Annotated in this window: 23 protein-coding genes; 14 read left to right on the forward strand and 9 right to left on the reverse strand. The window is 36.9% G+C overall.

The window, feature by feature from the left end; genetic code table 11:
• Window positions 1–609: lyase family protein (locus tag ABMA79_RS00495; protein WP_393089391.1), on the forward strand; the 609-nt coding region annotated here is incomplete at its 5' end.
• 38 nt (window positions 610–647) lie between these two features.
• Here the strand turns inward: ABMA79_RS00495 and ABMA79_RS00500 are convergent.
• Window positions 648–989, reverse strand: a complete 342-nt coding sequence (locus tag ABMA79_RS00500) for a hypothetical protein (RefSeq protein ID WP_392857399.1) — start codon at window positions 987–989, stop codon at window positions 648–650.
• A gap of 94 nt (window positions 990–1,083) precedes the next feature.
• Window positions 1,084–1,518 carry a hypothetical protein gene (locus ABMA79_RS00505; protein ID WP_392912048.1) on the reverse strand — a complete coding sequence of 145 codons (435 nt, stop codon included), beginning with the start codon at window positions 1,516–1,518 and terminating at the stop codon, window positions 1,084–1,086.
• A 119-nt stretch (window positions 1,519–1,637) separates the two neighbouring features.
• Between ABMA79_RS00505 and ABMA79_RS00510 the strand changes: the two genes are divergently transcribed.
• Together ABMA79_RS00510 and ABMA79_RS00515 are read left to right on the forward strand one after the other, a co-directional pair.
• Window positions 1,638–2,804: a thiolase family protein gene (locus ABMA79_RS00510; protein ID WP_392857397.1), complete on the forward strand. Its 1,167-nt coding sequence runs from the start codon at window positions 1,638–1,640 to the stop codon at window positions 2,802–2,804.
• Between the two features lie 44 nt (window positions 2,805–2,848).
• Window positions 2,849–3,913 carry a Crp/Fnr family transcriptional regulator gene (locus ABMA79_RS00515; RefSeq protein WP_393089394.1) on the forward strand — a complete coding sequence of 355 codons (1,065 nt, stop codon included), beginning with the start codon at window positions 2,849–2,851 and terminating at the stop codon, window positions 3,911–3,913.
• Here the strand turns inward: ABMA79_RS00515 and ABMA79_RS00520 are convergent.
• Window positions 3,910–5,520, reverse strand: a complete 1,611-nt coding sequence (locus ABMA79_RS00520; protein ID WP_393089397.1) for a hypothetical protein — start codon at window positions 5,518–5,520, stop codon at window positions 3,910–3,912. The genes ABMA79_RS00515 and ABMA79_RS00520 overlap by 4 nt on opposite strands.
• Before the next feature lie 164 nt (window positions 5,521–5,684).
• On the opposite strand from ABMA79_RS00520, the gene ABMA79_RS00525 reads away from it, so the two are divergent.
• The 4 genes from ABMA79_RS00525 (at window position 5,685) to ABMA79_RS00540 (ending at window position 9,703) form a co-directional block, all read left to right on the forward strand.
• Window positions 5,685–6,476: a GYF domain-containing protein gene (locus ABMA79_RS00525; protein ID WP_392857390.1), complete on the forward strand. Its 792-nt coding sequence runs from the start codon at window positions 5,685–5,687 to the stop codon at window positions 6,474–6,476.
• A 6-nt stretch (window positions 6,477–6,482) separates the two neighbouring features.
• A complete protein-coding gene (locus ABMA79_RS00530; RefSeq protein ID WP_393089399.1) occupies window positions 6,483–7,211 on the forward strand; it encodes an alpha/beta hydrolase in 729 nt (242 codons plus the stop codon).
• On the forward strand, window positions 7,201–7,722 hold the full coding sequence (locus ABMA79_RS00535; protein WP_392857386.1) for a hypothetical protein: 522 nt from the start codon (window positions 7,201–7,203) through the stop codon (window positions 7,720–7,722). Before ABMA79_RS00530 ends, ABMA79_RS00535 begins: the two co-directional genes overlap by 11 nt.
• Before the next feature lie 61 nt (window positions 7,723–7,783).
• Window positions 7,784–9,703: a serine/threonine protein kinase gene (locus tag ABMA79_RS00540; RefSeq protein WP_393089402.1), complete on the forward strand. Its 1,920-nt coding sequence runs from the start codon at window positions 7,784–7,786 to the stop codon at window positions 9,701–9,703.
• A 28-nt stretch (window positions 9,704–9,731) separates the two neighbouring features.
• Here the strand turns inward: ABMA79_RS00540 and ABMA79_RS00545 are convergent, their stop codons facing one another.
• Entirely contained in the window at window positions 9,732–10,478 is a 747-nt protein-coding gene (locus ABMA79_RS00545; protein WP_392857382.1) for a hypothetical protein, read from the reverse strand.
• A gap of 163 nt (window positions 10,479–10,641) precedes the next feature.
• On the opposite strand from ABMA79_RS00545, the gene ABMA79_RS00550 reads away from it, so the two are divergent.
• On the forward strand, window positions 10,642–11,286 hold the full coding sequence (locus tag ABMA79_RS00550; protein WP_392857381.1) for a hypothetical protein: 645 nt from the start codon (window positions 10,642–10,644) through the stop codon (window positions 11,284–11,286).
• 22 nt (window positions 11,287–11,308) lie between these two features.
• Here the strand turns inward: ABMA79_RS00550 and ABMA79_RS00555 are convergent, their stop codons facing one another.
• The gene (locus ABMA79_RS00555; RefSeq protein ID WP_392857379.1) at window positions 11,309–11,737 is read right to left on the reverse strand and encodes a hypothetical protein; all 429 of its coding nucleotides are present in this window, start codon (window positions 11,735–11,737) and stop codon (window positions 11,309–11,311) included.
• A 246-nt stretch (window positions 11,738–11,983) separates the two neighbouring features.
• Here ABMA79_RS00555 and ABMA79_RS00560 point away from each other — a divergent pair, with 246 nt between their 5' ends.
• The gene (locus ABMA79_RS00560) at window positions 11,984–12,892 is read left to right on the forward strand and encodes a YihY/virulence factor BrkB family protein (protein ID WP_392857376.1); all 909 of its coding nucleotides are present in this window, start codon (window positions 11,984–11,986) and stop codon (window positions 12,890–12,892) included.
• A complete protein-coding gene (locus ABMA79_RS00565) occupies window positions 12,889–14,319 on the forward strand; it encodes a hypothetical protein (RefSeq protein ID WP_393089403.1) in 1,431 nt (476 codons plus the stop codon). The genes ABMA79_RS00560 and ABMA79_RS00565 overlap by 4 nt, the downstream gene beginning before the upstream one ends.
• On the opposite strand, the gene ABMA79_RS00570 is transcribed toward ABMA79_RS00565, so the two are convergent.
• From ABMA79_RS00570 to ABMA79_RS00585, 4 genes are read right to left on the reverse strand one after another with little or no spacing between them, the layout of a single operon-like run.
• A complete protein-coding gene (locus tag ABMA79_RS00570; RefSeq protein ID WP_392857371.1) occupies window positions 14,312–15,160 on the reverse strand; it encodes a class II glutamine amidotransferase in 849 nt (282 codons plus the stop codon). The two genes, ABMA79_RS00565 and ABMA79_RS00570, sit on opposite strands and share 8 nt — an antisense overlap.
• Window positions 15,161–15,192: 32 nt before the next feature.
• On the reverse strand, window positions 15,193–15,801 hold the full coding sequence (locus tag ABMA79_RS00575) for a TetR/AcrR family transcriptional regulator (protein ID WP_392857369.1): 609 nt from the start codon (window positions 15,799–15,801) through the stop codon (window positions 15,193–15,195).
• Window positions 15,801–18,998 (reverse strand): efflux RND transporter permease subunit, encoded by a 3,198-nt coding sequence (locus ABMA79_RS00580; RefSeq protein WP_393089406.1) that lies wholly within the window; start codon window positions 18,996–18,998, stop codon window positions 15,801–15,803. Before ABMA79_RS00580 ends, ABMA79_RS00575 begins: the two co-directional genes overlap by 1 nt.
• Window positions 18,995–20,479: a TolC family protein gene (locus ABMA79_RS00585; protein WP_393089409.1), complete on the reverse strand. Its 1,485-nt coding sequence runs from the start codon at window positions 20,477–20,479 to the stop codon at window positions 18,995–18,997. Before ABMA79_RS00585 ends, ABMA79_RS00580 begins: the two co-directional genes overlap by 4 nt.
• Window positions 20,480–20,870: 391 nt before the next feature.
• On the opposite strand from ABMA79_RS00585, the gene ABMA79_RS00590 reads away from it, so the two are divergent.
• Genes ABMA79_RS00590 through ABMA79_RS00605 form a run of 4 tightly spaced genes read left to right on the forward strand, consistent with a single transcriptional unit; the run spans window position 20,871 to window position 23,107 of the window.
• Window positions 20,871–21,389 carry a YkgJ family cysteine cluster protein gene (locus ABMA79_RS00590; RefSeq protein ID WP_393089412.1) on the forward strand — a complete coding sequence of 173 codons (519 nt, stop codon included), beginning with the start codon at window positions 20,871–20,873 and terminating at the stop codon, window positions 21,387–21,389.
• Window positions 21,390–21,401: 12 nt separating this feature from the next.
• A complete protein-coding gene (locus ABMA79_RS00595; protein ID WP_392857360.1) occupies window positions 21,402–22,043 on the forward strand; it encodes a class I SAM-dependent methyltransferase in 642 nt (213 codons plus the stop codon).
• Window positions 22,040–22,372, forward strand: a complete 333-nt coding sequence (locus tag ABMA79_RS00600; RefSeq protein WP_393089415.1) for an arsenate reductase family protein — start codon at window positions 22,040–22,042, stop codon at window positions 22,370–22,372. Before ABMA79_RS00595 ends, ABMA79_RS00600 begins: the two co-directional genes overlap by 4 nt.
• 3 nt (window positions 22,373–22,375) lie before the next feature.
• Window positions 22,376–23,107 carry a tRNA-uridine aminocarboxypropyltransferase gene (locus ABMA79_RS00605; RefSeq protein ID WP_393089418.1) on the forward strand — a complete coding sequence of 244 codons (732 nt, stop codon included), beginning with the start codon at window positions 22,376–22,378 and terminating at the stop codon, window positions 23,105–23,107.
• The last annotated feature ends 18 nt before the right edge of the window (window positions 23,108–23,125 follow it).

Consider the following 23,125-nt stretch of genomic DNA (forward strand, 5'->3'; position numbering starts at 1 on the left):
TCAGATTGTGGCGCTTATGTCATGATTTCGGGCTCACTTAAAAGAACTGCCGTTAAGCTTTCAAAAATTTGTAATGACCTAAGACTTCTATCTTCTGGACCTCGTTGTGGTTTTAATGAAATCAATCTTCCTGAGCTTCAAGCCGGTTCTTCAATTATGCCAGCAAAGGTAAATCCAGTTATTCCAGAAGTTGTTAATCAAGTTTGTTTCAAGGTTATTGGAAATGATATGACAATTACGATGGCCTCAGAAGCGGGCCAACTTCAGCTAAATGTAATGGAGCCAGTAATTGCTCAGTCTCTTTTTGAATCAGTTGATCTTCTAAGCCATGCGGCAACGACGTTAAAAGAGAAATGTATCGAGGGGATTACTGCCAATGAAGAGCATACGACAAATATGGTTCTTAACTCAGTTGGGATCATTACGTATTTAAATCCATTTATTGGTCACCATATGGGTGATGTTATTGGAAAGGAAGCGGTTAAGACTGGAAAATCAATTCGTGAGCTAGTTCTTGAGAAGAAACTACTATCTGAAGAAGAGCTTGATGAAATCTTATCTGTTGAAAACTTAATTAAGCCTAAGTACAGAGCAAAATTATTTAAATAAAAAAGCCTCCGTTATGGAGGCTTTCTTTTTTCGTTATTTTAATGACGACGATTTCTTCTTTCTTTAAAAACATGGGCACGACAAGTTGCCGCCATGATATTTGGATGATTCGTTGGCCCCGAGAACCTTGTGAAGTCAAAACTTCTAACGTTGCAGCCATGCTGGCAAAGGTAATTAAAAGTTCTTTGAAATCCATTTGTGTATGTAATCGTGTATTGATAATCAAGAACTGTCATACGTCGATGTGAGTTATTGTAGATCTCACAATTAACAAAAGGTCCCCAGTTAATTTGACCTTCCACTGTGCGGTGTCTTTCTTCTTGTGCCCAAATCTTTTGAGTTAGAAAAAGTAGCAGCGCTAAACAAAGTAGCTTCTTCATAAAAATCCCTCTCTAATGAATATTTATATAAAAATGCTATTAGAGATAAGTGGCTCTGGCAAGTTAACGTGAGTTAAGCTGTGGATGCTGTGTGTTACTGATTGAGAAGTCTATCGGCCTGGATTGTGAGGCCAACATTCTCTCTTGTCACTTTGCAGTATAGAGTTGTTCCCTTGAAAGTTTCTTCCTTCCACATATCCTGGTAATCATCCCAGTTTTCGTCTGCAAAGAATTGATCGAAGAAAGCACCGATTGAGTCTACTAGGCCTTCAAGAAGCTTTGTGTGGTCCCCATTTTCTTCAAGGTCCATTGATGCGAAGTAAGTTGTTGCTGCAGCCGCTTCGTTCGATGTATCAACAAGAGAGGCCATAACAAGAACTTCACCTTTATAGAGTCTTCCATAGATCTCGAACACTTTATTTGCGTCAAATAACTCATTGCGATATGTATCTTGAAGAAGTTCAAGTACCGAATCTGCCCACTCGTTTGGAAGATCAATTAAAAATGGCCCGTTTGTTCTTGAAAGCATTCGCAATATCCTTTTTAACGCTGTGAAAATCTATATAGAAGTAGAAGATAATTAACAAGCCACCGTTTGTGTGTCAATATATCTGGACTTTAATTAAGACTAAATAAAAGGAGTAAATAATGAGCGTTTATATTTTATCAGGTGCAAGAACACCAAGTGGAAGTTTTCTAAGCTCACTTTCTCAAGTTGGAGCAACTCGTTTAGGTGCAACTGCAATCGAAGCTGCTGTTGAAAAAGCAGGAATCGCTAAAGATAAAGTTGATGAAGTATTTATGGGTAACGTTGTTCAGGCCGGTGTTGGACAAGCGCCAGCTCGCCAAGCTGCGATCTTCGCAGGTCTAAGTGAAGCAACTCCATGTACAACAATTAATAAAGTTTGTGGATCAGGAATGAAAACAATCATCTCTGGTGCTCAGTCAATTATGACAGGAGACAACCAAGTTGTTGTTGCTGGTGGTATGGAAAATATGTCACAAGCTCCACACTTACTAATGAATTCTAGAACTGGTGTTGCAAAATTTGGTGCAGCAGAAGTTAAAGATGCTATGCAATGGGATGGACTATGGGATGTTTACTCTGACCAAGCAATGGGAAATTGTGCAGAAGAGTGTACTGAAAAATATAACCTTACTCGTGAAGCACAAGATGCATACTCAATTGAGTCTTTTAAAAGAGCTCAAGCTGCAATTGAAGCAGGGATCTTTAAAGATGAAATTGCTCCAGTAACAATCAAAGGCCGTAAAGGTGACACTGTTGTTTCTGAAGACGAAGGACCATTCAAAGCAAAATTTGATAAGATTCCAGGTCTAAGACCAGCTTTCAAAAAAGATGGAACAATCACTGCTGCTAACGCTTCAACAATTAATGATGGAGCAGCTGCTGTTGTTCTTGCTGGTGAAGAGTATAAAGACCAAGCAGATTTTAAAATCGTTGGTTGGGCATCACACGCTCAAGCGCCAACTTGGTTTACGACTGCTCCAATCGAAGCAATGAAAAAGAACTTAGAGAAAACTGGACTAAAACTTTCAGATATTGATGTTTTTGAAATCAACGAAGCTTTCGCAGCTGTACCAATGGCCGCAATGGAAGAGATGGGAATTGATCACGCAAAACTTAATATCTACGGTTCAGGTGTATCTCTTGGTCACCCAATCGGAACTTCAGGGACTCGTATTGTTGTAACTCTTATGACTGCCATGAAAAACCAAAATGCAAAGTACGGTTTGGCCTCTATTTGCATCGGTGGCGGTGAAGCGTTATCATTGATATTAGAAAAAATTAAATAAATAAGCAGGACTTTCGTAGTCCTGCTTTTTAAGTAGGACTATGGATGGCCCAAGCTCAAACACAAAAACAACATAAATCTGGTATCGTACGTTTCAAGGCGGGTGAAGTTCTTTTCAACCAAAACGATCCAGCAGATTCTCTCTATATTATTCAAAAAGGACAAATTAGACTCTATATCCCAAAAGGACAGGGCTTTGTTGAAATCGCTATTCTTCGCGCCGGTGAAGTAATTGGTGAGATGGCCTATTTTGATAATAAAGGTTCAAGAAGAAGTTGTTCTGCTGCCGCTATTGTTCCTACAGATGTTGTTCGTGTCACATTTTCTGCGTTCGATAAGACGATGCAGGGACTTAATCCGTGGTTTAAAACAATCGTTAATACTCTTGCTGAACGCTTGAGGAAGACGAATGATCGTGTAAAAGCACTTGAGACCAACTCTGTTGGTTTTGGTAAAGATGGTAAAGTTGGTGAGTATGTTTTCTTTCATACAACTGATGTACTAAGAATTCTTGCAGGAATTTATCTTTCATCAAAAGTACACGCTCAAAAAGGTGAGGACGGTGCCCACCGCATTCATATCAGCTCTATTCGTTATTACTTATTCGATATTTTTGGTGTTTCAGAAATCAAGTTTGAAGAGATGATTGAACTTCTAAAAAGAGAAGGCTTAATTAGCATGGAAGATGATAAGGATGGACAACCAAAACTTGTTAAGATTCCTAATTTAGAAAATCTTCGAAGTATTGTTGCTTTTGTTAATGCAGAAAAAATAAAAACAGATGATAAGAAAACAAAAACATCAAAGAAATGTAATCTCATTCTTTCTCGAATGAAGAATCAACTCCTTGCTAAAGGTATTACTAAAGGAAAAGCATCTGCCGACTTAACTGCAATTATAGCTGAGCTAAAAGAAGGTGAGGCCATTGTAAGTCCTGAAGATATTCGTCCAGCTATTCTCGCTGGAATTGTGGAAGATATTTTTGTGGATGATAAAGGCAATATGACGAATATGGTAGATATCGATAAATTAATTAAAATTCTACCGGGCCTAATCTTTCAAGTTGCTTGGCAACGTATCAATGAAGAAAAGGCCGGCAATAGTTATTAATTTCCAGTTGGATAGAAGTTTACTTCAACATTTGCCCCATCACTGTAAACAGCATTTCCAAAAAGTTTTAGGAAATATCCTGTCTCATTCATGACTGGAATTGCTGGTGTGTCATCAGTCGGACTTGTAATCTTAATATTGAAGTTAGAGTAGTAAGCAGGATTTGATCCTGACTTCATTAACTGCCAACCATTCGTTGAACTCTTATTAATAGTCTGGCCATTAATCTTAAGTGTAATCGAGCTTTCAACAGGCTTACTATTAAGCTTCACATATCCATAGAAGTTTTGTGGTGTTTGGTAACTGACAACTAAACATTCTGGATGTTCCACAATGGCATTCCCATTAAGACGAATGAAGTGACCAGAATGCTCCTCTCCAACTGAAGGAGAGTATCTCGTCGCAAAATTTCCTCTCTCTCCAATATATGTATAGCCATTACTTGTACCTTCAAGAATTGGTGTTCCAGCTTGAGAGCTCCCTCTTACATACTTTGTAATAATAAGAGAGTTCGTATCAATACGAGCTCCTGGTTCAGCAACTTTCCAGTAGTTATACTTATGGTGTAAGATTGCATCTTGAATTGAGTTATAGACATGGTCAAAAACATTATTGAAGCTTGTTTTTTGAGTACAAACATCGACATTATCGTTGTAACCAAAGCCATTGTATGAATTATTAGAACGTGGGAATGGATATGGATTACTTCCACTTAAGTTTTCATAAGGCTGATTATAGATCAGGTCACTAGCACCATGATAATTAAAGTTCTTCTCACCTTTAGAGATCTGTGGACAGCTATAAGACTCTGGGTCAACAGATGGTGCAAGTGAGATAAGTCTTAGCATTGATGAGTTAAGCTCATAGCTTCCTACATTACTACATGATTTATTAAATGTAGCATATGTACTACGGCTTATTCCAAGGTCTCGCTGTTCTGATGACGTATAAACTGATTGATCGTAGAGAGCTCCATTATAATTACCACGCATACAAAGAAGGTCGTGGGCCATGGCCTTACGATACCTTACAGAAAAAATGGTATTATTAGAGAGATTTGATCCTGTTGTGTTCCAAGAGTTATCATCTTCGTTAGACATGATGACAATAATTGTATGGGCATTCTTTCTAAGAGCACCATTTAATTGATTAAGTTTTACTAATTCATTAATTCGTGAAAGTCCACCTTCACGAGTCCCTGATCCCGGACTGAAATTTGAGATAACATTTGAAGCGGCATAGCGAGAAACTGTCGTCACCCCTGAAGGACTAATTCCTTCACGAGAAAAGAAGTAGGTTTCACTATTGCCCGAGCCGATAAGTGGCGCCATAAGCACTTGGTAGTCGAATCGATCCGCGATATCATTAACAACATTATTTAATGCAGTCTTCGTTTGGTTGCTAATAAAGCTCGTACTTTTTGAATTATCCCATACAAAGAGAAGATCAACAGGTGGCCTAATATAAGTAAATCTAGAACACATTTCACTGTTAACTGTTTGAGTAGGATCTGTCCCAAATGAGTCTGAATTCTTGCGAGTCGCAAATTCTTCTTTCGCACATGAGGCCATAAATAATAATGTCAAAACGATTAAGATCTTTTTCATCAATTAACTCTTCGGTTAAGAAAAAATAAAACTTAAATATAATTCGGCCTTTTTTACTAAAGTATTATTCCCATTTAATGCTTCTTAGGGGCAATATTTTTCATTAATTTTGTTAATGATATCAACAGGTTAAAATAGGAAGGTCAAAGCAAACGGAGAAGAATATGGCACAATGGTATTACGTTGAAAAAGGTGAAAGAGTAGGACCTGTCGAATTGGAAGAGGTTGAAGTTCTATTTGGAAAGGGGAAGCTCACACCTGATAGCTATGTTTGGACAAAGGGGTTTGATAATTGGAAGTTAATTTCTGAGGCCACTGAACTAGGACACTTATTAAATAAAAGAGTAGTCGATGAGCTACCTCCTGAGCTTGATATGCCTCCTGTTATTGATGATCAGCATGTTGTTCTCTATTCATGGGACGATATCAAAGATGATGAAAAAATCATTACGATAAAAATTGGACTTGATCGCGGTACTGATGAAGTAGAGTATGGCCCATTTAGTGTGATTGATTTACAAAAGGCCTATCAACAAAATCGTATCAATGAAAAAACTCTCGCTTATATTCCAGGTGAGAATGAATGGGTTTTTCTTGCTGAAACTCCAATTGCAAAAAGAGTCATGGGCTCTGTTCCTCCTTTAATTACTGACGATGAAAGAAGACTTAATCAGCGCAAGCCATTTGTGGCACGTATGTTCTTCCATGATTCTCAACAGGTGTTTGAAGGTGTTTGTCGCGATATCTCAATTGGTGGAATGCAAGTTCTTGTTTCAAACTTTCCATTCAATGTAGGGGATGAAGTAACGTTAAATGTTCACCCTGAAAATACTGATTACCACTTTATTGCTTCTGGACTTGTGGTTCGTCACTTAAATGAAAACCAAGGTTTTGCTCTACGCTTTGTTAATTTATCTGATGAAGCAGAAAGCTCGATCAAAAGCTATATCGGTTAATCTCAGATGGATACTTCGATCTATATTCGTGAGTATCGCTGTGATAAAGAGGGTGCTAAAACCCTCATTCTTTTTCATGATATTGGTGGTGGCCACTATACCTATGATAGTTTGATTCCTTTGCTTGTCGAAGAAGGAGTTAATGTTGTTTCCTTTGATTATCTTGGCCATGGACTAAGCTCTGGGACACGTGGACACTTTGAAAGTATCAATCAAGTTAAGAACTTTTTAAATGAACTTTATCACCATAGTAAACTTGCTCAAGGCGATGAGGTCTATACTTTGGCCGTTAATCAGGGTGCATTGATATCATTACTTTTTTCTACTTTATTCGATAATGTAAAAGGTAATATCTTTTTAAATCCAAAGATTCGCACAGAGTTTAATAAGAATCTTAAAAATGAATTGATTTCCAAAATACCTTGGCAACCAAACTTTCTGTCACGTTCTCATATTAAGTTATCAAAGCAGAGTAATGATTTAACAGCTAATAACTTTGTTACAAAGAGAACCTTAATCGTTCTTAACCAAATCTTGAAAAAAGTTCAATTAGACGTCTATTTCATGGAATGTAGAAACTTAATCTTTAGTAGTAATAAGGATAGTATTATCTTTGAGACGATTATGAGTGAGTTTAGAGATGAAATAGAGATCCCAGAGTTTAATTCTGTAAAGACCATAAAAAAACAAGACATTATTTTCAAAGAAACTTATAATTGGATACATGAAAACTAAAATTTTAGCTCTTTTTGCCCTGTTTTTATTAACTTCATGCGGAAATATGACAAAGAACTTTGTCAAAAGTGGTGAATCAATTATCAAGGGTGGTACTGCTGGCGCTAAGCCTTGGAATGAAGCACTAACATTTCAACGTCTATCTTGGTACTCAGAACTAAATCTTATGTATGATGTTTTCTTAACAAAAATGGAACCAAGCTCTCCATTTTGGCAGTGGTTTTCTGAAAGTGAATCAAGACGTCTAAAAGAATGTAAAGCGGTCTATGTTTCCATTACATTTAGTTTAGACTCTGACCGAATTTCACATGCAATGTTTTATAATCAAGTTTTATCGAAAGAGCTTCAGCCAGTCGTAACAAATGACTTTGATTTGGCCATTGCTAATCATCCTGACTTCAATAAATTCTTTTTGTCTTTATACAAGAGTAAAACGCTCTGTGCGACATCTGATATCGGTGATTTAGAGATCAAATTTCCTAATTTCAGAACGAGAACTCTGCATTTTTAGTCAAAAACTTATCTAAAGTTTGAACTTAAAAGCTCCGATAAAAATGCGAGGAGCTTTAGTAATGAGTGAAGAAAAGAAATTTGAAAGATTTGGTCGATACCTTATTCTAGATCACTTAGTTGATGGTGGTATGGCCAAGATTTGTCGAGCGCGCTTTCTGGGGGAGCAGGCCGATAAAATTGTTGCCATTAAAATGGTTCAACCACAATTCTCATCTGATGAAGCATTTCAGACAATGTTTATGGATGAAATTAAAACGACCTTTGGTTTACTACATCCAAATATTGTTCAGACCTATGACTATGGTTTTCATAATGGCCAGCTTTTCGTTGCAATGGAATATTGTGATGGGAGAAACCTAAAACAATATATCGATAAACTGAAGGAACATAATTATGTTTTTCCAGTAGAAATTTCGTCTTTCATTACGATTCAGGCCGCTCAAGGTCTTCACTATGCTCACACATTTACAGACAAGCTGACAGGGAAGCCTGCTAATATCATTCACCGTGATATTTCACCTCACAATATCATGTTAACTTTTGATGGCTCTGTTAAGGTTATTGACTTTGGTATTGCAAAGTCTGAAACAAACTCTGAAGCGACTCAAGCGGGAACAATCAAAGGGAAGTTATCTTACCTTGCTCCTGAATACTTAGATGGATTAGACCTTGATCCACGTTATGACTTATTTGCAACGGCAATTACTCTTTGGGAAATGCTGTGCTCAAGAAAATTATTTAAAGCTTCAAATGATCTAGCTGTTTTAAAGAAGATTCAGGAATGTAAAATTCCAGTTCCTTCTTCAATCAATCCAATGGTTCCAAAAGAACTTGATAAGATCATTTTAAAAGCACTTCATAAAGATCGTAATAAGCGCTATCAATCTCTTGAAGAGTTTGCTCGCGCTCTTAATAAGTTCCTATATTCAACGTATCCAGACTTTAACTCTTCAGATCTTTCGTACTTCGCGAAAGAACTATTTAAAGACGAGATTAAAGTAGATCGCGAAAGAATGTATGAGTTTGGTCAAATTGAACTAGGCCCATATATTAGAGACTATAAGAATGAAACAGAAGGCAAGCCTACTTCAAATGCTAGCGTTGATGCAACTCAACCTTCTGATGCTAAGAAGAGAAAAGAGAAAGAGGCCCTTTTTGAGCTTGATATTGATGAACAAACAGATATCCAAGTTGAAGGTTCAATACCTAAGCTTGATATGGCATCAAGATCGGCAAAAACAAAGATTAATAAGATTGATATTCGCTCTAATAAAACAAGTGCGAGTACAAAAATTAAGCGTATAAAGAAAAAGAAGAAAGTTGAAACAAAGAAGAAGAATTACTTCATTCATGTTGCTTCTATTGCAGCGATTGCAGCAGGAGTTTACTTCGCTAAGGATCGTATTCCATTCTTAAAAGACTCGTCGTCAGCTCCGACAGAGGTTGTAGAGGCGCCAGGTGAAAAAGCGAAAACTAAGCGTGCTCCAACAAGTAATCAAAATGGAACGATTACGCTTAAAAACTTCAGTAGAAATAAAGATAAGTTATATATCAATGGTGTTGAACAAAGTGTCGATGTTCTAAACCGATTAAAAGTTCGTGCAAATGAACTACTGACAATTCGAGTTGAAAAGACAGGACGTGAGCACTTTATAGCACAAGATATTTCTGTTCAGGAAGGCGAGTCTCGCAATATTCAAGTTGAGTCGATGGCCAAGGCATATTATGGTTACCTACAGACAAGCTCTGCATGTATCCGTGGATCGATTAGCTTTGAATTATTTGGAGAGCAAAGAGAAGAAAAATTACCAATTCGCTTTGTTCCGGGAATTCCTTTTGCGACAGGTATGAACTCGCAAGGTGATAGTGTTCCAAAAGAGTATGAAGTCGTCATTAAAGACTCAAAGAGCTCTGTGCCACACAAGGTGAGCTTTGAGATTCAGAATTCTAAAGTTGTTGATCTTTGTAAATTATTATAAAAAAGGCCCGTTAAACGGGCCTTTTCTTTTATCTTGATAATGCTTTGATTAGTGTTGCAAGAACTGACTCTTGAAGCTTTGTAATTTGGCCGATATTTGCCATGATTATAAAAGGGCTTTTTAGAATATTTCCGCAAATTGTTAGCTCACCCTTATCTTCGTTATACTCGACTATTTGGAAAGCATTTACGAATTCTTCTTCAAAGTGTTTCATAAGCTTTGCTTCAAAATCTTTACCTTTGACTGGATTTGGCTTCTTGTCACCATCAATCGTGATGTGAACTAACGCTTTCTTGTCGCTATTTTTTGAAACGTCTTCAATATCATTATAAATAAGCTTTAACTTGTTAGCACCAAGGTTGATTTTAAAGATATGCCATAGCTCTTCAAAGAAAGCAGTTCTATCATTTGGCCATAAAGCTTTAAGGTGATCAACAACTTCAAAAAGTTCCTCTAAGAGAACGATATTATTTTGAAGGATCCAATTACTTGAGATCTTATTAAATACTTGTTCAAGCTTCTCATTTGACTCCGCTTCAAATTGTTCAGAGTTTTCAAAGAACGTACCGAGTTCATGAAGGGGAGTATATTTTGATTCTTTCTTTAGAAAGTTATGGACGCTCTCTTCTTCTAATAATTCAGGAGAATAGAAAATACAGTCAAAGTTCTCTTCAGACACTTCTGATACATCAGCAATTTTGCTCTTAGTCGTGCTGTTTAGATCTCTGATAATAATTTGATTCTGATTTTTAATAAAACCAATCTGGCGTTGCATTATGTCCCCTCTGTGTGTCCTATTGCAAAATATTATCGAATTAGTCGAGCATACGTCAATGCTGTATGCCCGCAGGAACAAGGTTTGTAGCTGTTTTTGGTTAAATAGGGGAATAAAAGAGCATAGTGCTGTGGATATTTGAACTCAATGTTATAATTAACATATGTTGTCATTAAAGTGGATGATTGGCCTTTGCCCGATCTTATTATTTTCAACAAATAGTATTGCTCAGGATGCCTGGCTTCTCGATGATTTCTATACTCAAGGGACTAAGGAAGTTGAGCAGAAAAAAGAGAAAGTACATTACAAGAAAGATTCGGCCTTATATCAAGTTGATATTAATGGGGATATCGTAAGAGAGTATATTGGGACATCAATTGTTGATGGAATACCCACTCTTCAGATCTATGACGTACAGAAGCGACTTATCTTTAGTTATAAATTTCCAATCTCAGGATTTAACTCTCATCTCTATCGAATCAAAAAAAGAAAGATTGCTGATAATAAGACAGCAACTCTCTTTTATCAATTCAACGGCAGCACTAATTATATCAATACTTATGGCTCATCCAATTTATGGGGAATTGTTGTTGAAGATGGTCAGCTAGATAATATTAAAATTCATAATTTTGGCCAAATCTGGCAAGAGAATAAAGATAATTATGGCCTTTATAAACGAGCACATCTCGTAAACTTCATGGATGTTAACAAGGATGGACAACTGGATGTCGTTATCTCTAGTGGTTCAGTCTATAAAGCTTACTCCCATATTAATGGGAGTAAGTGGTCTCAAACATATAAAAAATAAAATTGAAATCTTTGGAATGATTCTATGAAGCTTTTTTAACTTCATCAGATTCTTTAGAACTTCTCTTATCTGATAGGTGAGTTACATTAGAGTGATCAGTTGACTCTTCACGTTTTAAACTATTTGCGTAAGAGTCTTTATTCGCTCTAAAGAATGTATAGGCACTAACAGCAATAGGAAGAAGAATAAAGAAAAGGTAGAGTAGACTTTCTGAAGCATTACTTTCTGTATAGCTTTCTACTTTTAAAAGTTCTGGGCTATGGACTCTTTCAGTCTTTGCTGTCGAAGGCTTCCTTGTTGGAGAAAAATCGTAACCCTTAGCTTTTGAAGGTTCAACTTCTTTATATTCTTCAATTGAAGAAGAGTATGTATCTTCTACCGCTGGCTTTCTTGCAAAAGAAAATTGTGACGATAAATACATTAATGAAATTGCGATTACTAACTTACCCATTATTTTCTCCATCCTAGAAGTGGCGATGGCCACCTTAGTATTTTACCACCATTTTAAAGGCAGTTTGAGATGGTAATCTTTGACCATCAGCTAATCTTACTTATCGGCTAATTTTCATAGGTACTTAAAATTGCGCTAAAAAAAAGAATGAACAGACTAAAATTCAGGGATTTATAACCGATGAATATATATAGGAATCGATGAAAAGTAGAGATAGGGAGTCGGGTATTTGTGCCTGAATAGAAAATGAAAAAGTATATGAACGCCGTTAGGCTCGATCCTGACAAAATTGAAAAAGACTTTCTTGAATTTTGTAAGACATTCGTACTTCGCTTAATTGCTTCTATTTTCTTATTTAAGAAGAGGAAGGGCGAGGTTCTTGCTGGGGCGACAACATTCTTTACCATCTTAAGTTTTGGCCCGGCCATCATGATCTTAATTTCTATTATTGGTGCCTACTTAGGAGATAGTGATACGGCCAAAGAACATATTATCTCTATGATCTTCTCAAATTTTCCACAAATTGATACGTCTGTTTTAAATGCAATTAAGCATTTAGTTGAAGAGCAGGTGAAGGGCTCATTCGTCGATTGGCACCAACTAGGACTCTGGTTCTTTGCCTGTCTAGGGATTAGCACCTCATTTATTTTTGGAATTAACACTCTTTCAAAAGTCGATATCGACGGTGGGATGATTCAAGACGATCTTAGGTCTGCTATTTTTGGCATCGTTTTAGCTCTCTTTTTTCTAGTGGTGTCTTTTCTTATGGAAAAGAATGTCATCGTTGGCCTCTTATCAAATATAACCAATCATTCTAATGAACTCTATTACCTTATCGAATTACTTTTACTACCTTTTACCATCACAACCTTTGCTCTTGTCTATAAGGTTTCAGCGCAAATCAAGGTAAGTTATAAAGATGCTCTTTGTGGAGCATGTGTCTTCGTTATGTGCTTCTTCATTGGGAAGTCGACTTATTGGGTTTATCTTAAGTATTTTAAAGATGATTTAGTTAGTGATTACGGAAGTTTTTATAACCTACTCGTGGCGATGATTTGGGTTTATTATATTATATGTTCCTTTTATTTAGGGGCCTGTTATACGTATGTTCCGAAGATAAAGATTTTCAACGGAAAGAAAAGAGGTAAGCGTTGATTAAAGAAGATGTCATCCTATTGATGTGCCATGAGATATGTGAAGACTTACATATTGATAAGGTACTTCGTAAGAACTTCTTTGCTTATTTCTACTCATGGTCTTTTAGTTCATATAATCAAGTAGAAAAACTTATTAGCGATATCGATAATGATCAATCATTTTTTAATCGTTGGAAGAGTTCATTTAAGTATATGAATGCTAAGTTTAGCTATGAAGAAAAGAAGCAGGTCTTCTTTCGTCTATTTGATATCTTTAGTACTAAGATAAGAAATAAGAAGGCGCCTCATATTTTACGTGAAGCCTATGAACATCTAGAGATCGAAGAGTCTGATCTTGAATATATTAGAGATAGCTTTTATCGCACTCAATATTTTAATCAAGCGGGCCTAAGAGATTATTCTAATGCGCTTTTGTTTTCATTAATGATCTCATATTCAAATGACGGCATTCTCGATCAAGCCGAGTTTGAGAGCTTAAGAAAGATCTTACGTCACATTAGCGGACATATGCCGAAGGTTCCAATCCATTCATTTGATATAAAAAATGTCTTGGCCGTAAATGCTTACTCAAAGGAAGAAATTCTGAAAATGAGAAGTGAAGTTGTGGAGGCCGTGAAATCTGATGGAGAGGTAAATAAGAAAGAAATTGCAGCTGTGAAATCAGTTGTTAAGAAGATGCACCTTGGGGAGTTTCATGATGACAGCTGGGAAGTTGTTTCACCATTTATCTCTCTCATTGTCCTACTTGCAGATCACGAGTTAACGGAAAAGGAAGAGAAGTGGTTCTTTGAACACTACGATGAAAACTTTATTGTTAATAATATTGAGCAAGTCTTTTGGTTATTCAGTGTCTTAATTCAAGTCCCAACTGTCTTTAAGAAGAATCGTTCATTCATTCGTAAAGTGTGGCATGATCAAAAACCGCTCTATGATATGGCCAATATGTTATTTTTAACATTTGCCAAACACTTTCTAAGGTTAGATGAGAATAGGTTAACAACCTTCGCGGACTTTATTAAATCTGGACGAAAAAAAGAGATCGTTGAAGGCATTGATGAGATCTATTCTGGAAAAGTTGTTGAGGAGGAGATTCTTCTGATCATCAACCTCGTTCTAAACGATCGCTATGATCTTGAAAAAATAAATGGTTTCTTAAATAAGAACTATATTGAAAGGGTTTTTAAAGGGATTAAGAAGGAGGACTCAAAGCTAAAATACTTGGCCATTTGTCATATCCTTTTTGCCGATGAAACTATTGACGGAAATGAGTATAAGGCATTGTGGGAAGCGTTTGCTTCATCTCGTCTAAACCCACAAATGCTTCAATCTGTTATTTATGATTATTCAATCTGTAAAATGAAAGTCTATAAAATGGATGATTACCATGAGTATCTAAACTCAGGGAAGTTCTATCGAGCTATTTAAGATTCTTATTAAATAATCTCATCTTAAAATCAACTCCCATGATCTCCATTGGTTTTAGATCAATCCAGATATTATCTCCCGATAGTGGCTCACTTGAAAAGATCAGGTGATTGACGAATCCTGTTTGTGTTGGCGCCTCACACTCTGGAGAGAAGCTACTACAAGTATCGCGATCGAGACATTTATTCTTGTAAGTTGAATAAAAGAGCTTTTTACCGCCATTAAAGGCCAGCATTAGGTTCCCATTTGTTAGGATAAATGAAATAAAATTATCTGTTGGTGGTGCTTTGGGATCAAAGTTGAGATCTCCAATAATTTCAATGAGCTCATTAATCGCACTGTTGATAATATTTGTGACAAATTCGATATCAATTTCTTCTTCACTTAAATTGATCTCTTTTGAGATCTTTGAAAGGAGAAAGTAGAAGAGAACTTCACTGTCAGTTGTTCCTAGAATAAATTTCTGAAAATATTCAGGGATATGCTCTAGGATCTTATCACGACATTCATCAAAGTTTTTAATATTTCCATTGTGTGCAAAAGTCCAATGGCCATATTGAAATGGGTGAGTATTTAGAATATTTGTTTCCCCAACCGTCGCTTTACGGATATGCCCAAGGACAGTTTGCGATGAGACAACACCTGACACTTTTTTAAAGATCTTATCCTCAAGGGCTGCACAAGTCGATTTAATGATATGGGGAGAGTTTCTCACATAATAGGCAACACCCCAACCATGTGGGTGCTCTCGGCTTTGAACTTCAAGGGCATTGTCTGCTTGAACAAGGCTTTGGTGAACTTGACTTAATATAACTGATCTAAATCCAAATAATCGACACATAGAAAATATTCCTTCTATGTGTCTGATCGGTTTTATCTAATAAAATTTAAAGTTGAACGAACATTTCTTTTGATAGACTCAATTTTTTCCTCTTCAGAGAAGTTGCAGACCTTTTCTTTCATGAGTTTTATAAAAGAAGACTGGGCAACAAGAGAAATAATAATGATATTATGCATGATATTTCTGGCGGCCCAAATAAGCTTCTCTTCATCACCAGTGTAATCAATTTCTTTCTGAATGAGCTCCATTAAAACATGCGTCCCAGGAGGGCCCATTGGTTCCTCAAGACACGTTGGAGGCATAATTGCTTCATCGAGCGGTAGTGTATTCATAAGAAAGAGCTTCATGGAATTAAAGAAGGTATTACTTTCATCCATGAAGTACTTGTAGATTTCAATGGCCAGGTCCTCTGTTGAAGTAATCTTACCTTTAATCTCGTCTAACTTTTCACGCATACGTAAAACATTTTCATTTAATACTTCTGCATAAAGCCCGGCCTTCGACTTAAAGTGGTAATTGATGGCCGAAACATTCGCATCTGCTTCCTTGGCGATGTCACGAATTGAGGTATTATCATAACCGCGGTCGGCAAATAGCCGACTCGCAGTTGCTAATATTAAATCTCTTGTTGTTTTGCTCATTATGCTTCTACCTCTTTCGTTTCCACGATCTCAGTAGGAGCTTCATCTTCATTATTTGAAGCATTTGCAGCATCTCTTTTAAAGATTTTATTTGTAATCTTATCTGTGAACTCAACGAAATCCTCGATAATCGCATAGGCACAAGGAATAAAGATCAGAGTCATTATTGTCCCTGATGTAAGGCCCCAGGCCATCGACATTGTCATTGGAACAAGCATGGCATCTGATCCACCAATTCCGTAAGCAGTAGGTAGAAGTCCTGATACTGTTGTAAGAGATGTTACAAGTACGGCTCTTAGCCTTAGTCCTGAAGCTTTTACAAGGATCTCATTTAAACTAAGTTTCCCTTCTGCTCTAAGCTCATCAATGAAGCTGATAAGGACAATACCAGAGTTTACGATGATACCAGCTAGACCAATAATCCCAATTAGGGCAAGGAAGCTGATCGGACGTGAACGATCTGGATAACCACTTAGAATCGGTGTTGCAAAGGCAATTGAGAAACCGATGAATCCAAGAGGAATTGTCATCATAATAATCATTGGACGTAGAAAACTCTTAAATAGGAATACGAGAATTGCAAAGATTGCAATAACCGCTAGGACCCCTGCTTGTGCTAGTGATTCAAGAGACTCTTTCGTACTCTCTGCGGCCCCACCAAAACGAAGTGAAACACCTGGGTACTTAGAAGATACCTTGTCAAAGATTTGCTTAAGCTTAAAGTTGGCCATGGCAGATGTAGCGTTAATATTATCAACAGAGCCAATTAATGTTTTAGACCTTTTGAAGTCATAACGTTTTACATTTGGTGTCCCATTTTCTTTACGAATCTTAGCAAGTGACTTCAATGGAATAAGGTTTCCACGATTATCCATGACTTGAATATTAAGGATATCATTCGGTTTTCCTCTCAGTGCTTTCTTAAAACGCACTTCTAGGTCAACGTCCTTATTATCTAGTGTCACTGTACTTGCAATACTACCTGCAATAGCTGCCCTAATGGCCGTACCAATTTGTGATGCTGAAACACCTAATTGATCTGCACGAACGTAGTCGATATCAACGTAAACTTCTTCGTCTCCATAAACATCGTCTGTCTTAAGATCGAGAATACCATCGATCTTTCCAAGTTCCCCTGAAATCTCTCCGATAATAGCATCAAGCTGCTCAAAGCTATTTGCTCTAAAAGTACCTTGAATATCTTCACCAACAGGCGGGCCGTTAACTTGAGATTCGAATGTTAACGACTTAAGCTCTGGGATTTTAATCTCACGTAGCTTCTTAAGCATTTGCGTTTCAGCAATATTAAACTTAGCGTAATCGTTTACGTAAATGAATAGAAGGCCAACGTTATTACCTTCTTTGTCTTTAGGGTCAGAGAAACCAATGGCAGCCTTTCCGGCAAATCCTACGATATGCTTAGCTTGGTCTCCAATCTTTTCTTTGATCTTGCGACTTACTTCAAGCATATACTCTTCTGTCATCTCAACTGGTGTTCCTCTCTTTGCTTCAAAACGAGAAAGATAGATTTCTGTTTGGTCAGCTGGGAAGAGGATGAACTTATTACCAACGGCCATGAAAACAAGAGAACCAATGATAATACTTGTGAAGAAAAATGCAGAGATATAACGATGTCTAATCGCAACTCTCATAAGAGATTCAAACTTCGTTTGAAATTTTGTAAACCAATCGGCCTTCTTCTCTGCTCCAGTTTTCTTCGCTGAACCTGAGTATTTTGCAAGTCTCATTGGTAATAGGAAGAATGATTCAACTAGAGAAAGAATAAGGGACATTGTCACAATAATAGGAATGGCCATAATGAATTGCCCCATGATTCCTTTTGTTACAAGCATCGGAATAAAGGCCGCAATTGTCGTCATTGCCGTACCAGTAATTGGAAGCCACAGAGACTTAACACTAGAAAGGGCAGCTTCTTTTGCACTATATCCTTCTTCATTCATTAGACGTGTGAAGTTCTCACTGATAACAACACTATTATCAACAAGCATACCTAGCGCAATTACAAGAGCTAGAACAGTCATGGCATTCAGTGTAAGTCCATAGTCTGGCATGAAACCAAGTGTTCCAAATACTGCAAGTGGTAGCGACATACTAGCAAGTAGTCCAATACGTCCTGGTAGGAAGATGAATAAGAAGAAAATAACAAGAAGTAGTCCTGAAACAGCGTTTGAAGCTAGGACTTCTAGTTTGTTAACAACTTTAAGTTCTTCGTTATTGTAGACGTAGAATTTATACTCTGGATAACGTTTTTCAAACTTCTCCATGTGAGCTTTAATCTCTTCAACCATGGCAATAGTGTCTTCACCTGATTTTTTTGAGATCGTAATGAGTGTTGCTTCTTCACCATTATATGATGTGATGACTTTCTTCTCTTCTTTTCCATCAATTACTTGAGCAACGTCTTCTAGGAAGATATTAGCTCCTGAAAAGTTTGAACGGATTAGAATATTCTTAAGTTCTTGAACATCTCTAACTTTCGCTTCAATACGAACAAGCTTTTGATCATCAACAGTTTTTAAAGTTCCACCAGGAACGTTTACATTTCTTAGGCGTAGCTTATTTAATACCTCGTCAATACCAATATGCTGTCTTTCAAGTTTTTGTAAATCGAGAATAATCTCAAATTTTCTCTTAGCAAAACCATCAAGAGTAACACCTTTTACGGCCTTAATGTCTTCAATATCTTCTTTTAAGATATCTGCAACTTCATCTCTTTCACGAATCGTATTAGGGCCAACTAGTGCAATTTGATATACTGGAATTTCATCCGAGTTAATCTCTTGGAAAAGTGGAGCATCTTGAAGGTCTTGTGGAAGATCTGATACTCGGTCAACTGCTTTTTGAAGATCACTCATAACATCATCAACACTGTCGACATTATCCATATCGACACGAATGATAATTTTTGAAAGCCCTGCTTGTGAAGTTGACTTAACATCTTTCACACCTGAAACAGTTCTAATTTCATCTTCTATTGGCTTGGTAATTTTAATCTCGATATCATTTGCCGAAGCACCGTCGTATACAGTTGTTACAACAGCTGTTGCAAATGAAACGGTAGGGTATGACTCAGACGTCATTTTATTAAGTCCCATTAATCCATAGATTAAAAGGAAAAACGTTACAACAATTGTAAACTTATGATTCTCTATAAAGAATTTCGATAATTGATTCATAGTTTCGCTCTTCTATTTAACTTACACGGTGTTTGGTTAAAAACTGTGAAGTAATTAATAATAGTTTCTATTACTTGATACTTTGTGCTGATTTCATCAAGATTTGAGTTTAGAAGCTGGTTCTCATCAATAAGTAGGTCTTGTGACGTCACACGTGCTTGTTTAAACTTTCTCTTTGAATCTTTTAAAGTATCTCTTAAATGAACTTCGTTTCTCTTTTGTGCTCTAATAACATTTTGTAGAGTTAGAACTGATCTAAGTGTTTGGGCATGGAAGGCATCAAGTTTACCTTTTACTTCTTGAGCTTGTGCAAGATTTTGACGTTTGATGATCTGGTCTTGGATCTCTCTAGTCTTATCTTTTTCTCCACCAATCGGCATTGTCCATTGAATACCAACTGAGAAGCGATTGTCTCCATTATCAGTCAGCTCTTGGAAGCTGTTTGAATAGCTATACTCTTTTCCAACAACTTCGAATTGAGTTGTTAGTTTTAGATCCGACTTATCATAGTTATTATTAACTTTTTGAGAAAGCTCTAAGTCTTTTTGAAGAAGTCCTAATACTTCATCATATTCTGTGTACTCAAGTGGTAGTGATGATGAGTGTTGTGCAATTGTTTGTGTGCATCCCATTACATCATCAACTGTACGATCGAGGTTATACGCTGCTAGTTGAACAGTTTTTCCACCAAGCTTTTGTGGGAACAGAGACTTTAGTGTTTTTAAAAGCTCATTTCTTTCAAATTCTAAAAGATAAAGCTGCCCATTTCTGGCCTCTACTTGAGAGCTAATACGTGAAAGATCACCCTTGTCTGCAATATTGCTGCGGTAACGCTTTCTTGTATCTTTTTGTAGCTCCTTTGTTGTTTTTAAAAGGGCCTTGGCAATCTTAGTCGATTCATTATTAGCAACGATCTTCCAATATAGCTTTCTTACTTCTTGAACAAAGGCATGAGAAGAAATAGTTCTTTGTCTCTTAGCAATTTCTTCTTGCACCATAAGGCTTGCATCCTGTGCTCTTGAAGTCGAACCAAGGAAGTCTTTGTAGATATCTAGAGCTAGAAAGGCTCCTGCAGAAGAAGTCGTTCCATCCTTAACGAAATTATTTGAGTACTGGTTTGAATTAACCATGACTCCGTAAGAAAGTCCGTATTTAGAATTCTTACTTAATTTCATTTGGAAGTCTGCTAGAGGTGAGGTTACTGGAATGAATTGTGCAAAAGATTTCTCTTTGGTTTCTTGGTAATTAGCTTGAGCATCTAATTTGAAACCAAAGTTTTCATCATACATTGCTCTTTCTTGCTTCTTAGCAAGCTCCCCTAAAGAGATTCTTAACTGGTTAAAGTTTTCTTCCTCGGCCCACTGAATGAGTTGATCTTCATTGAGCATGACGGGAAGGGAATTGGCCCAACTATACGAAGTGCCAGTGATTAGTACCATGAGGACAGAGAATTTAAGTCCGTGGCGTAAGTACTTGTTCATAATTAAATTACTCCCTTATATGTTCAAACGATTGTTTGATTCAAACGCTTGTTTGAAATTTACTACAGTTTGGTTTATGTGCCAAACATTTTTATGGCCGAACGGTTTCTCTTTATAAATGAACATTGTTGCCTATCGCCAAGATAAAGTTCGAGAGTGAGATATAATGGTATTTGAGAGTAAGCCGTGACCGGAGGTCGAGCTGAATTATCCACAAAGAGCACTTGAAACTTTTAAGAAATACTCACAATTAAATGAGTTTAGAGAGTTTTATCTTGCTCTCTACGACCGCCTTCAGAAAAGGGCAAATCCTGTTGAAAGGGCCCAACTAGCTCATGAACTTGTTGATCAATTTACTAATGAAGCTAAGTCAGATCCTACTGCTGAATCCATGATTTCATGTCGCAAAGGGTGCTCGGCCTGTTGTCATACTCAGGTGTCGGTAAATCAAGACGAGGCGGAGCTTTTGGCAACTCGTATTTTAGAAGATGGAATAAGGATTGATATCGATTCATTGGCAACACAATTTGCTGCTGGTAATGACTCTGCTGCATGGTTTGCAATTCCATATGAACAAAGAGGCTGTGTCTTCTTAGATGATAAGGGTGCATGTCGAGTTTATTCTGACCGTCCAAGTGTTTGTCGTTCAAATTATGTCATAAGTGATGCCAGACATTGTGATACATCAAATGGTGAGTACAAGACCATTAGAATATTAAAAACAAGTAAGGCCGACTTTGTGACAATGGCCGCCTTTAATCTAAGCTCAAAAGGTGGGGCATTACCTTTAATGCTTGTCGAGTCTCTAAATAAATTAGGGGAACAAAAATTATCTAAATCAATGAAGAAGAACTTCAAAAAGAATAGCTTTAAAAGGCTAAAAGAGCTTTTCATTAGTAGTGCGATGTAATAAAAATACTTCATGCACTGTCCATTATGTCATAGTAACTCAATTCATCTGTATGCCAATACATTAGGTAGTGACTACTTTGAATGTAAGAACTGCTCTTATGTTTTTAAGGATCGCACTAAACTACTTTCAAGTGATATTGAAAAATCTCGCTATGATACTCATGAGAATAATAGTGAAGATCAGGGTTACGTTGATTTCTTAAATCGACTTATTTTACCGTTGAGTGAAAGACTATCTGAAAATAGTTATGGCCTAGATTTTGGTTGTGGCCCAGGGCCTACAATTTCTAAAGAAATGAAGAAGCGTGGTCATCATGTTGAAGACTACGATATTTATTACGCCAACAAACCTGAGTTATTAGAAAAGCAGTACGACTTTGTTACTTCAACAGAAGTTTGGGAACATTTCTACGAACCAGCAAAAGATATTAAGAAGTGCTGGGATCTCGTGAAACCTGGTGGACACCTCGGAGTGATGACTTACTTTATCCCTGAAGATAAAGAGAAGTTTTCAAACTGGTGGTATCTGCGTGATGAGACTCATGTAGGTTTTTACAACGAAGCAGTCTTTAGCTATATTGCTAAGGAATTAGGGGCGAGCTTAGAGATCTTGAGTCGCCAAGTTGTTATTTTAAAAAAGGATTTATCATGAAAATTTACGGAATTAAAAATTGTGATACTGTAAAAAAAGCTCTTAAGTACCTTGAAACAAAAGGTGCAACTTATGAGTTCATTGATTATAAGAAAACACCTCCAACAAAAGATGATCTAAAGAGATGGGATGAGGCGTTTGGTGAGCTTCCTGCAAATAAGCGCGGTCCAACTTTTAGAAAGATTAAAGAAGAATTTGAAGGTGCTACAAAAGCAAAACAAATTTCTCTTTTAATTGAAAACTCATCTGCAATCAAAAGACCTATTCTTGAAAAAGGTAAGAAAACTCTTAGAGGATTCACACAAGAAGAGTGGGATCAGTTATTCTAATTTATGCTTAAAGATTTAAAAGATACAAATTCATATCGCATAAAGTGTATGGGCTGCTCTAGGCCCAAAACACTTTGTGTATGCAGCCTAATTAAGACTTCTCAAATTCGCTCAAAGATTGTGATTCTGATTCATCCAATGGAAGCGAAGAAAGAGAAACTCGGAACAGGTCGAATTACTCATACTGGATTAGCAAATAGTGAATTAATCATGGGAATTGATTTTACTAATGATAAGAAGGTAAATGAACTTTTAAATAATGAAAGATACTATCCAATGGTTCTTTACCCAGGTGAAGACGCACTTAATATTTCTGCTCCTTCAAGCGACGAAGTGGAATTACTAAAGAATAAAGTCCCTTTGATTTTTGTCATTGATGGAACTTGGCCGTGTGCTAAGAAGATGATGAAGTTATCGACAAATATTAACGAACTTCCTCGAATTTCATTTTCATCTGACAAGGAATCAGCGTTTCTCATTAAGCACCAACCCCATAAGCAGGCCCTTTCAACTGTTGAGTCTGTTCATGTGTTAATCAAAGAACTCGGGAAATATGGAGTTGAAGAACTCGATGGTAATGAAGATTCGATGATTGATGCGTTCAAGGCCATGGTTCAAAAACAAATCGATATCGCCTCAGATCCCAATGTTCCGACATATCGTGGACGAAAAATGGATAAGCAGAGAGTCGCTCTGGTAAGAGAGAAGAAAAACCGCTCTTTTATTCTCAAATAACCCATTTTTTTGGCATCA

It is taken from the genome of Halobacteriovorax sp. HFRX-2_2, assembly GCF_043196705.1.
Classification (GTDB): Bacteria; Bdellovibrionota; Bacteriovoracia; order Bacteriovoracales; family Bacteriovoracaceae; genus Halobacteriovorax_A.